Genomic DNA, 14,590 nt, shown 5'->3' on the forward strand with positions numbered 1-14,590 from the left:
AGCTTCACTCAGTGAAGCTTCATGATTCCGCGCAGATCCAGCGCCGCGCCCTTGCCCAGGTTCGGCAGCATCTCCAGCAGCTGCGGATCCTGGATGAAACTGGCCGACGAAGCCGCCGCCAGCATGCGCTCGGGCGGCTGCGAACGCGACACCGCCCAGCCCTGCACGTAGTCGACGCCGATCTCGGCCAGGGTCTGCACCGTGGCCGCGTCTTCGGCCCACTCGGCGATCGTCTTCATGCCCAGGTTGACCGCCAGGCTGACGATGGCTTCGACGATGGCTACGTTGGCCGGATGGGCGTTGATGTTGACGATGAAGTTGCCGTCGATTTTCAGCACGTCGGCCGGCAATTCCTTCAGGTAGGAGAAGGAGGTGTAGCCGGCGCCGAAATCGTCGAGCGCGACCTTCACGCCGAAATTGCGCACCTGGTCGATGAAGCGGCGCGTGTTGTCGAGGTCGTGCAGCGCCACGCTCTCGGTGATTTCCATGCACAGGCGGCTGGCCACGTGCACGTAGCGCGCCAGGATTTCCAGCGTGTCTGCCACGAAGCGCTCGTCGTTGAGCGATGCGCCCGACAGATTCATGCACACGAAACGGGTGTTCGGCAGGCGCTGGATGTTGTCGGCGATCCAGCCGAGCGTGGTCGTCAGCACCCAGCGGTCGATCACGCCCGCCTGGCCCGACTTTTCGGCGGCGCCGATCAGCGGCCCGGCCGGCATCACGCGGCCGTCGAGCCCGCGCATGCGCAGCAGGACCTCGAAGTTCAGCGAATCCTGCGGATGCTTGAGCGACATGATCGGCTGCATCTCGACGAACAGCCCGTCCGTGGCGCCGGCGCCCTGCAGCTTGGCCACCAGGTTCAACTCGGCCTCGCGCTCGTGGAAGGCCGCGGCATTGCGTTCGTAGACGACCAGGCCGTCGCTCGCATCCTTCGCCTCGCGGCAGGCGCGGTCGGCGGTCGAGACGACGTCCTTCATCGGCATGCCCGCGGACACTTCGATCAGGCCGATCGAGCCGCGCACGTGGAAGGCCTTCTCGCCGACGCGGTAAGGCGTGGCGCCGATGCGCTCGACGATGCCGCGGCAGATCAGCGATGCCAGCGGGATGGCGGTATCGGGCATGACGATCACGAATTCGTCGCCGCCGACGCGGCCGATCTGCTGCCCGCCCGCCAGCATCATCGCCATGCGCTCGCAGACCTGCTTGAGCACTTCGTCGCCGGCGCTATGGCCGAACAGGTCGTTGATCAGCTTGAAGCGGTCGAGGTCGAGATAGGCCAGCGCCATCGGCTTGCCGGCCGCCAGCGAGGTAGCGGCGAGCTCGATCATCTTTTCGATGCCGCGTCGGTTGTACACCTTGGTCAGCGGATCGTTGTTGGCCATGAAACGCAGCTGCTCGGTGGCCTTGTACTTTTCGGTAATGTCCTGCAGCACGCCCTCGATGCGCCCGCGCGCCAGCGTCGCGCTGACCAGGAAGCGCCGGCTACCGTCGCTGTTGGCGATCTCGAGCTCGGCATCGCTGCGGCCATGCACCTGCTCATGCAGTTCCATCCAGACGCGCTCGCTGAAGAAGTGGCGCCATGCCATGCGGCCCGCTTCGATCCCGGCGGCGCCGAGCATTTTCCGCAGCGCCGGGTTGGCGCTCAGGAACTGGCCGCGCATGTCGAGCGTGAACAGGCCCACCGGCATGGCCTCGTAGGCCTGCTCGAGCTTGCGCTGGGCTTCCTCGCGCTTTTCGGTCTCTGCGCGCATCTGCTCGGCCACCGCCAGCGCGGCCAGCAGGCTCGAGGCGAGGGCCGCGGTGACGCTGTTGATGACGCCGGTCACCTCGCGCGTGCCGAGCGCCGCCGCGACGATCTCGACCAGCGTGGCGACGATCGTCAGTGCGAACGAGGCGGCAAACCAGGTGGCGACGCGGTTGCGCGACTCGATGACCACCTTGGCCAGGCCCGTCATCATGATGGCCAGGCACAGGGCGCAGATCGTCCATACGATCGGCAAATAGACGTGGTACGGCAGCAGCACCGCGGCCGCCACGATCGGCAGGCACAGCCACTGCATGGCGCGCATCGTCACGGCATAGCGCAAGCCTTTGAGGCTGCCGCGCAGCAGGTGCTGGTACAAGGTCAGGGTCGCGATGCCATACAAGGTCAGCGTCATCGAGCGCGACAGCAACAGCCAGTCGGCGGGAACGGTCTGGCCCAGCCACTGGATGTCCCAGCCGGCCGACAGCGCCGCCACCCGCAGGTTCAGGATCAGCCAGCCGGCGAAGAGCACGTACAGCGGCTGGCGGTTGATCAGGGCAGTCAGGAGGACGAACAAGGCCAGCACGATCATGCCGCCGTCGAGCAGGCCGGACTTGCGGTGGAACTGCTCCACCGACAAGGCAAACTGTTCCGATGGCCACTGCACCACGCTCACGCGCGCTGGACCGGCGAAGGTGCCGCTGCACAGCATCTGGGCCGGCAGGCGTTCCATGCGCACGGCGAAACCGGCTTTGACGGCGCTGATCGCGCCGCTCGCATGGCTGCGGCTGGCTTCGCCGATGGGGCGCAAGTTTGTCGCATCCCAGCAACGAACCGACAGCGCATGGCGCGAGGGGAATTCGATGACGTCCTGCTCGACCGAAGCCGACATCGGCGCAAAACTGAACCAGAAGGGACGGGTGCTGAGCTTGGAATCGTGGCTGGCGACGGTCGGCGCGGACGCGAGGCGGGCAAGCGCCTCGGCGGGCGTGGGTGCGGCGCCCTCGGCCTGCACGACGACGCGCAGGGGCAGCGCTTCCGGCTCGCTGATCTGGTATTGGTTGTGCCAGAACAACAGCGCAACGACGGAAAAGAGACCGATCCCGAGCGGAATCAGGTAATACGCGAACACCCGCAGCACCCGCTCGAGGACGGCGGTGGCCGCCGACGAAGGAAACCTGTGGTGCTTGTGGGTAGTATTTGGCATAAGCGGTATCGAGCAATCGATAAAGGCCGCGATATGGTATCGCAGCCTGATCTAGCGTCAGGATACAGCTTTAACGTAATACCGTCATGCAATATCTATGTCAAATGCATGCCGGCTCGCGCTTGGCGGCTCCGCTCGATGTTGCCCGCGCTTGCAGCGGGACATGCAAGATGCTGCCCAGCGGCTCGCTCCCCAGGCCGACGTCGATGTCCGGATGGTGGGTATGGCGGAAGAACTTGAGGAGCGGATGGCCGGCCGCGCGCCAGCGCGCTTCGCCGGTGGCGATTTCAAAGGCCATGATCCGGTGCGGGATGTTGCCGATGTGACGCAGCGGCACCATCTCGTTTTTCCCGAACACATCCAAGAACAGCAGCTGCTCGTACTGGCGGTCCACCGGAGTACGGCCCGAGATGACGGCGTATTCGAGGCCGCTCTTCTCGAAGTATTCGAAAAAGGCCTTCACCAGCGCGACCTTGACCACGTGGCCGATGCGTCCCTGGCTCACGCCCAGGCGCTCGACTTCGCCCAGGGTGCGCCCCTGCAGCCAGTGCGGCAGCGCCACCGATTCCTCGATGTGCAGCGGATGGTGGATATTCGTGCGGATACGGGCCGTTCCCAGCGGCGTGCCGTCGAGCTTGGACTCGGCCAGCAGCACGACGGTGTCGCTCTCGTAGTCGGCGTCTTCCGGCAAGGCCAGCGAACGCGCGAACTCGGGAACGTGGCGGGCGTAGGCGGCGTGGCGGATCTGCACCGCCTTCAGGAGCTCGTCTTCGTTGCGCACGCGCCGGATCGTGAAGGGCAGGTTCTCGACTGTCCGCTGCGCGCCCGGTGCGTGACCAACCTGGGGGACTGCAGCAGCATTTGCTTGGGGGATGACGTTTGCTTGGCACAACTCCATGGCGATTCCTCAGATTGTTTAAACGCAGAAGGCTTGGTTCCTGATAATTATCAATCTTCGGTTAAAAAACTTAACGGATGAGTAAGCGTACTTTTACCCTTTAATTCAAAATTGATAAAATTTCATGGCGACTGAATCGGCGCCGGCAGCATCCGTGCCGTGCCCGACACGCGGATCGACCCGCCCCGCTCCATCCCGATTTCCGCGCGCAGGCGCGAGCGCATGCCCATGTCCTCGCCCTGCACGATGTCGATGGCCCCGCCGTGCGGCCAGCCGAGCGCGCCCAGGTAGCCGGCCAGCGCTGCCGTGCCAGCACCGGTGGCGGGATCCTCGTATACGCCGCCCGAGGCGAACGGGTTACGGGTGTGGAACAGCGTATCGGTCTCGGCCCAGGCCAGCACGACGGTGACGATGCCGAGCGCGCGCATGAAGCGCCGTCCCGCATCGAACTCGTAGTGCATGGCGGCCAGCAGCCCGCGGCTGCGCAAGGCCAGCACCAGGTGCCCGGCCCCGCCGTGCGCCAGCGCCGGCGGAATGCGCGGGTCGAGATCCCCGGGGCGATAGCCGAATAGTGCCAGCGCCTGCGCCACCACCTCGGGCGGGGCCGGCGCGCTGCGCGTGGGCGGCGACTGCCGCGCGGCCGAGGTCAGCACCTGTCCATCGGCGCCCACGCCGCGCCGCCCTTCGACCGTGATGGCGGCATCGTTCAGCAGGAGCGGATAGACGCCGTCGCCGCGGCTGGCCGCCAGCGCCGCGCCGAGCGCGATCGTGGCGTGGCCGCAGAAAGGCACTTCAGATTCAGGAGAGAAATAGCGTACGCGCCAGCCATCGCCCAGCGGCGCCGCAAAGGCCGTTTCCGAATAGCCGACCGCGCTGGCAACGCGTTGCATGACGGGATCCGGCGGCAGGGTGTCGCCGATCCAGACGCCGGCCGGGTTACCGCCTTGCAGGCCATCGGAAAACGCGGCGATGCGCTGGACGTCGTCGACGCCGATGCGCGTGGCGCCGTCGCGTGGCGCGATCGGGATCGGGTGCATGGCTTGCTCCTCTGCAATGAAAGAGCGCCGATATTAGCCCGATTACAACATCTCTGCCAGCTAAGCCTTGACTCAGGGATAACGCACCGGTTTGCCCTGCGTTTGCGGCAAGGGGATGCATTCGGTCTCGCCCGGCACCTGCGGAAAGGCGCCGGCCTGCCAGTCGCGCCGGGCCTGCTCGATCCGCTCTTCGGAACTGGCGACGAAATTCCAGGACAGGAAGCGCGGCCCGTCCATCGGCTCGCCGCCCAGCAGCATGATGCGCGTCGGCCCCGGTCCGGGCGCGCCCAGCAGCACTTGCGCGCCCGGCTTCAGCACCACCAGCTGGCCCGGCTCGAAGACGCCGTCGCGTCCCAGGTCGAGACCGCCTTCGACGATATAGATCGCCTGCTCCGGATACTCGGGCGGCATGGCGATGCGCGCGCCCGCCCGCAGTCTGACGTCGACATAGAACAGGTCGGACAGCGTCGCGACCGGCGCGCGCCGGCCCCAGAAGCTGCCGGCCACGACGCGCGCCTCGACGCCCTCGCCCTCGATGCAGGGCAAGGCGCCGGCCTCGACGTGGGCAAAGGCGGGATCGGTTTCCTCGTGCCGGGACGGCAGCGCGACCCAGCACTGCAGGCCGAAGAGGCTGGAACGGCCCTGGCGCAGCACGCTGCCGGTGCGTTCCGAGTGGACGATGCCGCGCCCGGCGGTCATCCAGTTGACTTCGCCGGGACGGATCGCCTGCACGCTGCCGACGCTGTCGCGGTGCACGATTTCGCCGTCGAAGAGGTAGGTGACCGTGGCCAGGCAGACATGCGGGTGGGGCCGCACGTCGAGGCCGCGGCCGGCGTCGAACACGTGCGGCCCCATCTGGTCGAGAAAAACGAAGGGCCCGACCATGCGCCGCTGCCGGCTCGGCAGTGCGCGCCGCACCTGGAAGCCGTCGCCCAGGTCGTGGGTGGGCGGCACGATCACGATGTCGAGTGCGCTCGGGTGGTCCTGGGTGTCCATGCTGTTCCCCTCGATGGTGTGCTGCCGGACCAGTCTACGTGACGGCGCGTTTTCCTGCAAAGGTCCGGATTGCCTTGCGCAGGGCTTGATTGCTGAGCGTTACGGTCCCGCCTCGGTTACAATACCGTCATCCATTGGGGAGTAGCCTGCTTCCGCCCGCGCCTGCGGCGGAGGATCCCGTATCAACATACTCGATGCCATCGCATCGTGGTACGGGCAGCTGCCAGGGTGGGTGGAACCAGCCTCCAGCGCCAGGCGCGGCGTCGACAACGGGATGCCGCTCCGGCGCGACGAATGCAACGCAGCCGTGGAGGCTTTTTTTCACACACTCGTCGGTCGGCAAGACCTTTGGCATGCCAGCGCGCGAGTTCGGGCCGCGCCGGCCTGCCTCTGCGTTCGCCCGACGGAAAGCCTCCCATGAATTTCGCAGCCACCGCTTCGCTCGCCTTCGCCATGTCCACGGACGCCTTCGCCGCCGCCGTCGGCAAGGGCGCGGCCCTGCAAAGGCCGCAACTGCGCGAAGCGCTGCGCACCGGCGCCATCTTCGGCGTCATCGAAGGCCTCACTCCCCTGCTCGGCTGGGCGCTCGGCAACGCCGCCGCCCCTTATGTGCAAGCCTGGGACCACTGGATCGCGTTTATCCTGCTGGGCGCGCTCGGACTGCGCATGATCCACGAAGGCTGGGGCGAGCCCGACGCCGAGGTGGACAGACCGGACAGCCACTCCTTCCTGCGCCTGGCCGTCACCGGCATGGCAACCAGCGTCGACGCCCTGATCGTCGGGGCCGGCCTGGCCTTTATCGACGTGAACATTTTCGTGACGGCGGCGGCGATCGGTTTCGCCACCTTCGTCATGGTCACGCTCGGCGTGATGCTGGGCCGCGGTCTTGGCAAGCTGGCCGGCAAGCGCGCGGAGATCGTCGGCGGCGTCGTGCTGATCGTGATCGGCAGCCTGATCCTGGTCGACCATCTGCGGGCCGCGGCAGGCTGAGCTCCAGCCCGCCCCCCGGTCCGGGCGCGCTTCCAGGCGCTCGCTTCAGGCGGCGCACTCGCGCTGCATCGCCTCTTGCATCTCCTCGGGCGAGACGTCCTTGACATGGGTCGCCATCGACCAGCGGTGGCCGAAGGGATCGTCGAGCTGGCCGTAGCGGTCGCCCCAGAACATGTCGGCCAGTTCCATGCGCACGGTGGCGCCGGCCGCTTTTGCCTGGTTCCAGAGCGCGTCCACATTCGGCACCGACAGGTGGATCGTCACCGGCGAACCCTTCAGGCTCAGGGGGCTGAAGGAACCGTAGTCGGGGAATTCGTCGGCCAGGAACAGGGGCGAGTCGCCGATGCGCAGCATGGCATGGCCGACTTTACCGTCGGGCATCGGGGTGCGCATGACTTCGATGGCGCCGAAGGCCTTCTTGTAGAACTCGATCGCCTCGTGGCAGTTGGCGCAGACGAGATGCGGCGTGACGGTTGGCATGCCTTCTTCGACCGGCTTGACTTCTGGACTCATGATGTTTTCCTTTCGACCTGGTGTGGATGGGGATCGGTGTATCGGTTCGGTGCTGCTGTATTGAGCCTAATGGCCGGCCGAAGTTCGTGCAACGATTGCCTGTGTTGCGCTGCATCGTCGAAACCGGCTCAGTCGCTAGCCGTCAAGTTCCGGATAGTGGCGGAAGATATCTTCCTCGTTGAAGGCAAGCCGGCGCGGCGACTGCAGGTAGGCGGCGATGCGCGGCCGCTCGGCCACGCGCCGGCGCAGGGCCGACAGGTTCGGATGGCGCGCCAGCGCCCTGGCGCTGGCCCGCGGGAATGCGTAGGCGAGTCCTTCGAGCACCTGGAACAGCGACAGGTCGGCATAGGTGCGCTGCGGCCCGAGCAGGTAATCCTGCCCGCCCAGCACGCGGGCGAAATAATCGAGGAATCTGGGAATGCGCGCAGCGGTGAACTCGCCCGCGCGGCGCCGCGCCTGTTCCCGCTGGTCTTCGTAGTACAGGGCGATGCCGATCGGGTGATGGGTATCGTGGGCTTCGTTCACCAGGTCGGCAAGCGTCAGTTGCAGCTGATGGGTCCACAGGCGCCCTGCCGTGTCCTGCGGCGCCAGGCCATGGCGCTCGCCCAGGTACATCAGGATCGCCGCCGTCTGGCCGATCGTCATGCCGTCCGCGCGCAGGAAAGGCGGCGCGAAGCTGGGTGTCGGGCCTTCCTTCAGCGCCGCCGCCAACGCGTCGACGCCACCCGGACCGCGCGCCACGTCGGCATACTCCGCTCCCGCTTCTTCCAGCGCTAGCCGGACGAATTCGCCGCGTCCCTGGATGTGGGGCCAATAGAACAGTTCGTAGGGTTGCACCATCGTGATTTCTCCGTCGTGTTGGTCGAGCGATCATGGTATGCCTATGGAGCGGTCTTGGCTGCAAAAACGACTTTTCGGTGAAATTCTTTAAAGACTAGAATTTTGGCATGTGCAGGAAACTCGTGAAGTAATCCAGATTTATATCTAGCCGCCGAACGGCTGGAAGCGGCAAATACTGCGGCGTTGAACGGCTTGTCTAATGAACCGTGGTCGCGCATATGATTGAACTTTGCAAAAAGCATCTTTGATGGCGCAAGTTTTTGTTTTATACTAATAATACTAACGTTGCTTTTGCAGCTCACTTCATACTAAATTGGAGGTTATTTGCCGCATATTGTTGCTCACGTTGCAATTATTGGTAGACTCCAGTTAATGCCGGGAATCCTCCCTGTTACGCTAGGGCTCGCCAACACTCTGTTCCACGTTTCTCACGCGTTTCAAGATTTCGTTCAATTTCCCAATTCTCACATCAAAGTGGATACGAATGACTGCATCCTATTCACGGTTGAGCATGTTGGAACGGACGAAGTAGATTTGAAGGATGCCAGTTGTGCCTTTGACCTCTTGGAAAAATCGTTATCTGCAATTAGCGAAGCAACATTGTGGCTCAAAGCGAATGATACTGTCGGAGAAATAACGTCGTATATTCGCCAATTTGGCACTGCAGATGTCAAGTGTTTTGCTGCAGAAAATCAAGTTGATGTTATCGGCTACGTCAACCCTACGTTCCAGCTAAGCAGGGCCGATGCTGAGTTAATGGCAGGTTTTCTGTCAAACATGGTGGTTTCCAATGGTCCGGCAAAAAATCCGGTTCCTGCGGTGACAAAAAGGCTGATGAGTTCGTTGGATTTAATCAATCTTGGCTTTCACACCGAAGCATTCATCAATTTGTTTTCTCTCATAGATGACCTAACCCAAGAGATTTTAAAATTGGGCCTAAAGAAGAGTGGATTGGATGAGGGCGAGCAGAAGAGTTTGCTTCGTGCAATTAAAGAAGAGCGCCTAAGCATATATCTCTGCACGTTAGCAAAAGTATGTGGCTGGCAAAGCCTTTCAGAAGCGAATAAGGAGTTATACAATCGCGTCAAGAAAGTTAACACAGCAAGGAACAACATTATGCATGGCTCCGAGCGTCTTATGCCAAAGCAGACGCTAGAGCATATGGATACTTTAATTGAGCTAATCGAATGGCTCAGAACCAATCCGTTTGGGTACTCTATTCCGAAATTCCCCAACTTAAAACTGATCGAGCCAAAGTTCTTTATATTGCCCCTCAATCCTGATGACAAAGCGCCAGAATAAACTAGACTGTCAATTTAACGTGCTGAAATAGAACGTTGAATTATTAAGATTGATTGTGCTGCTTTGGTGAGATTGTTTGATCTTGTGATCGTGGCCTAAATTACTGGCCCGAATCTTCGGGTTAGCTATTCGTACAAAGCCGAGTTAGGGCTGACGTTCAGACATGACCTCGGCTGTCGCCGCGAGAACTTGGCCAGTAAGTTAATCCAAAGATTGTCACGAAAAAGCGAGCGTAATCTCGTTTCTTTGCTTGAAGTTTGCATGGCTCCCCCCAAGGTCACGGTAACTGGTGACTGTCTTGGCCCCTCGTCCAATAGAACAGTTGGTAAGCCATGTGCCTTCCCGTCATGCAGGCCCCCAGTATGGAGTGGATTTTTACGGCGCCGCGCGCGCGGCATGATAATCTTGCAATGAGGAACTTTTATTCAAGACAAGGCAAGGCAAGAGGCAATCACGGTGCGGTCGACGTGCAGGCGCGGCGGGGAAGGACTCCGCCTAAAATATTGCTTCAGAGAATGTGTTTCATTTGAGCAATCGCACCGCCGGGAGCGCCGGACTGGGACACCATGAACGCCTCTGCCACCCGTCTTTTTCGCTGGAGCGTCCCATGATCTTCGCGCATCTCACCCGTTCCTGGCGCGCCCGCCGCGGCGAGCTGCGCTTTTCGTCCTGGACCATGTCGGTGCTGCGCAGCGCGCGCGTCCTGCGCTACTACCGCGACCACGCCGCGCTGTGCCGGCTCGACGTCTACCGCAACCACGTGATGACGCCGCCGAACGACGACCCTTTCCACCATCTGAGCCACCGCGGCTACCTGGTGCGGGGACTGAGCACGCGCCAGCGCGTCCAGTGCGTGCTGGCCCATTACCGCTTCGAGGAAACCACCTTCGACGCCGCCTACAGGAGCGCCGTGTACGCATCCGGCGGCCTGGCGCTGTGGCAGCACACGAGCGGCGAGCACCATTTCCTGATCCGCCTAGAAATGACGTCGCGCATGCATGCCGAAGGTGACCTGACGCTGGCGCTGGTCGCCGACGGCAAGGTGCTGCACCGCCTGTCCTATTCCTGGGTCGAAGGCAAACTCGTCGGCGTTCCAACGCCGCTGGTGCCTTTTATTGCGCGCAACCAGGGCCGCTGGACCGATGCGGGCGAGGCCTTCGACGCCTTCGAGGAATGCTTCCCGAACAATTCGCCGAGCTTCTTCTGCTTCGCCGCGATGCAGGGCCTGGCGCAGGCAGTCGGCATGGACCAGGTGGTGGCCGTCAAATGCACGGCCCAGATCGCCTTCGACCCGGACGAGATCAAGCATTTCGTCAACGCCTACGACGGCTTCTGGAAGATCCTCGGCGGCGTCGAACTGCCGGGCGACACCTGGCTGGTGGCCCTGCCCTTCTACCTCAAGCCGCTGGCCGACATGCCGTCCAAGCACCGCAAGCGCGCCGCCCAGCGCCGCGACCACTGGCGCGCCATCGGCGACAGCACGCGCGCGACGCTGCAGCGTCACTTGCTGCACGCGCGGGCAAATCACGCGCATGCGGCCTCATTGCGGGAAACGGCCGAGGTGTAAGGCGCTTCGAGGACGGACCGCCGGCATCCTTCATTGACACAAGCACCACGGCTTCGGAACCCCGTGGTACACTCGCGCCTCGCTAGGGGTCCTGGAACGCGTTTCCGGGTGAGAGATACCCTTCGTACCTGATCTGGATAATGCCAGCGAAGGAAAGCGCGCAACGCAGTCCACACCTTGTTTGCCCTTCCCCACGTTGGCTCCGGCTTTTTGACAAAAGCGCCGCATCGCTGCGTCGCTCGATCCGTGAGCACACCAATGAAACCCGCCGTCAAGCATTCCCTCCTCGCCTGCGCCCTGGCGCAAGCGTTTGCCGTCCACGCCCAGAACGCCGACCCGGCGCCGGTCGCCTCGGTGCTCGTCACCGGCAGCAAATGGGCCGCCAGCGACCGCGCCAGCATCGGCGGCTTCGCCGACATGCCGCTGGTCGACATCCCGGCCTCGGTCGTGGCCATCGGCCGCAGCCAGATGCAGGACCTGTCGATCCGCTCGGCCAGCGACGCCGTCCAGTACGACGCCTCGGTCGGCGACGCCTACAATGCGGTCGGCTACGCCGAACAGTTCTCGGTGCGCGGCTTCAAGCTGAACAACAACTCGGGCTACCGCAAGGACGGCATCGCGATCCCCGCCGACACCCAGATTCCACTCGAGAACAAGGAGCGCTTCGAACTGCTCAAGGGCGTGGCCGGCCTGCAGGCGGGCGTGGCCGCGCCCGGCGGCGTGCTCAACTTCGTCACCAAGCGCCCGACCGACAAGCCGCTGCGTTCGGTCACGGTGGAAGCGCGCGAGCGCGGCACCGTGCATGGGCAGTTCGATATCGGCGGACGCTTCGCCGACGCCCGCTTCGGCTACCGCATCAACGCCGCCGCCGACCGCCTGCGCTCGTACGTGCGCGGGGCCGACGGCAAGCGCCAGTTCGCCTCCGCCGCCTTCGACTGGCAGATCACGCCCGACGCCACGCTGGAACTGGACATGGACTTCCAGCACAAGGAACAGATCAGCGCGCCCGGCTACCAGCTCACGCGCGGCGTCGACCTGCCGGTCAACGTGTCGCCCAAGCTGCTCCTGAACGACCAGCCCTGGACCAAGCCGGTCGACACCGACAGCGCCAACCTCGGCCTGCGCTTCGCCTACCGCCTGAACGCGGACTGGAACGCGACGATCAACGCGAACAAGCACTGGTTCAAGCGCGACGACTACACCGCCTTCCCTTATGGCTGCAGCAACGAGGGCGACGGCTACTATCCGGGCTATTGCGGCAACGGCGACTACGACGTCTACGACTACCAGAGCGTGGGCGAGCGCAAGACGCCGTTCGGCGTGCAGGCGCAGCTCCAGGGCCGCTTCGCCAGCGGCGCCCTGCGCCACCTGCTGACCATCGGCGCCAGCCATGCCGAGCGCCACAACAGCTACGGCGACTATGTCTACGACTACGCCGGCTACAGCAACATCTACAATCCGCTGATCACCGCGCCGGCGCCCGGCAACCCGGCCACCGGCCCGGTCCACGAGCGCTTCCGCGACCGCGAACGCGGCCTCTACGTGCAGGATATCGTCACCCTGTCGCCGCAGCTGGCAGTGCACGCCGGCCTGCGCTACGTGAAGATCGACAGCGCCCAGCAGCCCGAGTCCAGCCTGCCATGGGTCAGCGACAAGGCCGCGTTCACGCTGCCGAACGTCTCGCTGGTCTATAGCCCGGCAAAAAACTGGAACGTCTACGGGACCCTGGCGCACGGCCTGGAATCGGGCGGCGTGGCGCCGATCGAGACGACCAATGCGAACACCGACCTGGGACCGAACCGCTCGAAGCAGCTCGAGTTCGGCGTCAAGGGCATCGCGGGCGGCGGCGTGTCGCTCTCGGCCGCCGTGTTCCAGATCACCAGCGGCCTCGAATACACCGACGCCAGCGAGACCTTCGTGCGCAACGGCCGCCGCAACCACCGCGGCCTCGAACTGTCGGCGCAGCGCGCGTCGCACGGCCTGTCCTACGGCGCCTCGCTGATGGCCCTGCGCGCGCGCCAGGAAGACACCGGCGACGCGGCCCTCGACGGCAAGCGCGTCACCAACGTGCCGGCGCTGAAGTCGACCGTCTGGGGCGAGTATGCGGTGGCCGCCGTGCCGGGCCTGAAACTCAATGGCCAGTGGCAGTACGCCGGCAAGAAGTCCTTCGACCCGGAGAACACGGTCGACGTGCCCGGCTACCATGTGGTCGGAATCGGCGCGGCCTACGGCCTGAGGCTGGGCGCGACCAGCGTCACGCTGCGCGCGCGGGTAGACAACCTGTTCGATAAATTCTACTGGCGCGACGTGACGCAGGAGCTGGGCGGCTACCTGCTGCCGGGCGCGCCGCGCACGCTGCGCCTGTCGGCCCAGTTCGACTTCTAGAGCGGCTTCAGCACTTTCAACGCCGCTTCGACCTGCCGCAGCCTGTGCGGCAGGTCGCCTTCCACCAGCACGAAGCGCACTCCCCGCGCGTCCAGTTCGTCCACCAGCATCGCAAAGACCTGCTGGCGCACTTCTTCCGATTCACGCATCAGGCCGTCCGGTATCCAGGGCGTGTCGGGCGCCGTCACCAGGGTCAGCGCGTAGTCGTGGGTGGCCGCCAGCCGCTCCAGAGCGGGGTCGACCCGTCCCCAGTACACGCGGCTGTAGAGCGCCGTCATCAGGGGCGTCGTGTCGCAGAAGAGGAATGCGTTCGCCTGCGCGGCGGCTGCATCCTCGCGCGCGCGCTGGGTGCGCGCGATGCCGATCTGGTCGGCTTCGAAAGGCACGCGTGCATGCGTGTCGACGAATTCGCGCAGGTATTCCGGCACCCAGGCGGTGTCGTAGCGGCGCGCCAGCGCCGTGCACAAGGTCGACTTGCCCGACGATTCCGCGCCCAGCACGGCGATGCGGCGCACGCTCATGGCGCCACCCGCGCCAGCTTGCTCCAGGCCTGCAGCCCGCGCACGGCCAGCAGCACGAAGACCGCGTACAGCAGCGCCGTCACATGCAGGTCCTTGAAGATGTACAGGCCCACGTACAGGACGTCGACGGCCACCCATACATGCCAGTTCTCGACTTTTTTACGCGCCAGCAGCAGCTGGCCGACCAGGCTGCCGGCGGTGAGGAAGCCGTCGATGTGCGGCACGTCGGTGTTGGTCCAGGTGCGCAGGAACCACGACAGCAGGAGGAAGGCCGCGCCCCAGCCGGCCAGCGCCCAGATCCAGCCCGCGCGGCCCAGGCGCGTGACCACCAGGCGCTCCTCGCCGGCGCCGCGCAGCCACTGGCGCCAGCCCCAGGCCGAGGTCGCGATGAAGACCAGCTGCAAGCCGCTGTCGCCATACAGGCGCGCGCCGAAGAAGACGACCGCATAGGTCGCCGACGACAAGATCGAGAACAGCCAGGCCCAGGGGTTCTGGCGGATGTTGAGCAGCACCGTCGTCACCGCCAGGGCAAACGAGACCAGTTCGAGCGGCGTGGTGGAAAAGCCGAGTAAGGCGAGTGTGTCGTTCAT

General features: G+C 64.3%; 12 protein-coding genes and 2 riboswitches. Of the genes, 4 read left to right on the forward strand and 8 right to left on the reverse strand.

From position 1 onward, the window contains the following. Positions 1 to 8 precede the first annotated feature (8 nt). The 4 genes from ACFPOU_RS17430 to ACFPOU_RS17445 form a co-directional block, all read right to left on the reverse strand. Positions 9 to 2,951: a putative bifunctional diguanylate cyclase/phosphodiesterase gene (locus ACFPOU_RS17430; protein ID WP_379724012.1), complete on the reverse strand. Its 2,943-nt coding sequence runs from the start codon at positions 2,949 to 2,951 to the stop codon at positions 9 to 11. Between the two features lie 100 nt (positions 2,952 to 3,051). Next, the gene (locus ACFPOU_RS17435; protein ID WP_379724015.1) at positions 3,052 to 3,849 is read right to left on the reverse strand and encodes a hypothetical protein; all 798 of its coding nucleotides are present in this window, start codon (positions 3,847 to 3,849) and stop codon (positions 3,052 to 3,054) included. A 122-nt stretch (positions 3,850 to 3,971) separates the two neighbouring features. Beyond that, the gene (locus ACFPOU_RS17440; RefSeq protein WP_379724018.1) at positions 3,972 to 4,886 is read right to left on the reverse strand and encodes a PhzF family phenazine biosynthesis protein; all 915 of its coding nucleotides are present in this window, start codon (positions 4,884 to 4,886) and stop codon (positions 3,972 to 3,974) included. A gap of 72 nt (positions 4,887 to 4,958) precedes the next feature. Continuing rightward, positions 4,959 to 5,882 carry a pirin family protein gene (locus ACFPOU_RS17445; protein ID WP_379724021.1) on the reverse strand — a complete coding sequence of 308 codons (924 nt, stop codon included), beginning with the start codon at positions 5,880 to 5,882 and terminating at the stop codon, positions 4,959 to 4,961. Between the two features lie 124 nt (positions 5,883 to 6,006). Beyond that, positions 6,007 to 6,165, forward strand: a riboswitch (yybP-ykoY riboswitch). Between the two features lie 134 nt (positions 6,166 to 6,299). Here ACFPOU_RS17445 and ACFPOU_RS17450 point away from each other — a divergent pair. Further along, on the forward strand, positions 6,300 to 6,872 hold the full coding sequence (locus tag ACFPOU_RS17450) for a manganese efflux pump MntP (protein WP_379724024.1): 573 nt from the start codon (positions 6,300 to 6,302) through the stop codon (positions 6,870 to 6,872). A gap of 45 nt (positions 6,873 to 6,917) precedes the next feature. On the opposite strand, the gene ACFPOU_RS17455 is transcribed toward ACFPOU_RS17450, so the two are convergent. Both ACFPOU_RS17455 and ACFPOU_RS17460 read right to left on the reverse strand, forming a co-directional pair. Next, complete coding sequence (locus ACFPOU_RS17455; protein ID WP_379724027.1) at positions 6,918 to 7,385, reverse strand: VOC family protein; 468 nt, start codon at positions 7,383 to 7,385, stop codon at positions 6,918 to 6,920. Positions 7,386 to 7,520: 135 nt separating this feature from the next. Then, positions 7,521 to 8,225, reverse strand: a complete 705-nt coding sequence (locus tag ACFPOU_RS17460; protein WP_379724030.1) for a glutathione S-transferase — start codon at positions 8,223 to 8,225, stop codon at positions 7,521 to 7,523. Positions 8,226 to 8,549: 324 nt separating this feature from the next. On the opposite strand from ACFPOU_RS17460, the gene ACFPOU_RS17465 reads away from it, so the two are divergent. From ACFPOU_RS17465 to ACFPOU_RS17475, 3 genes are all read left to right on the forward strand, one after another. Beyond that, complete coding sequence (locus tag ACFPOU_RS17465) at positions 8,550 to 9,527, forward strand: hypothetical protein (RefSeq protein ID WP_379724033.1); 978 nt, start codon at positions 8,550 to 8,552, stop codon at positions 9,525 to 9,527. Between the two features lie 607 nt (positions 9,528 to 10,134). Continuing rightward, on the forward strand, positions 10,135 to 11,094 hold the full coding sequence (locus ACFPOU_RS17470; protein WP_379724036.1) for a DUF535 family protein: 960 nt from the start codon (positions 10,135 to 10,137) through the stop codon (positions 11,092 to 11,094). 74 nt (positions 11,095 to 11,168) lie between these two features. After that, positions 11,169 to 11,266, forward strand: a riboswitch (TPP riboswitch). 86 nt (positions 11,267 to 11,352) lie between these two features. After that, positions 11,353 to 13,479: a TonB-dependent siderophore receptor gene (locus tag ACFPOU_RS17475; protein ID WP_379724040.1), complete on the forward strand. Its 2,127-nt coding sequence runs from the start codon at positions 11,353 to 11,355 to the stop codon at positions 13,477 to 13,479. Here ACFPOU_RS17475 and ACFPOU_RS17480 read toward each other — a convergent pair. Continuing rightward, the gene (locus tag ACFPOU_RS17480; protein ID WP_379724043.1) at positions 13,476 to 14,000 is read right to left on the reverse strand and encodes an AAA family ATPase; all 525 of its coding nucleotides are present in this window, start codon (positions 13,998 to 14,000) and stop codon (positions 13,476 to 13,478) included. The two genes, ACFPOU_RS17475 and ACFPOU_RS17480, sit on opposite strands and share 4 nt — an antisense overlap. Continuing rightward, positions 13,997 to 14,590, reverse strand: a complete 594-nt coding sequence (gene pnuC, locus ACFPOU_RS17485; RefSeq protein WP_379724046.1) for a nicotinamide riboside transporter PnuC — start codon at positions 14,588 to 14,590, stop codon at positions 13,997 to 13,999. The genes ACFPOU_RS17480 and pnuC overlap by 4 nt, the downstream gene beginning before the upstream one ends.

It is taken from the genome of Massilia jejuensis (genome assembly GCF_042656795.1).
Taxonomy (GTDB): domain Bacteria; phylum Pseudomonadota; class Gammaproteobacteria; order Burkholderiales; family Burkholderiaceae_D; genus Telluria; species Telluria jejuensis.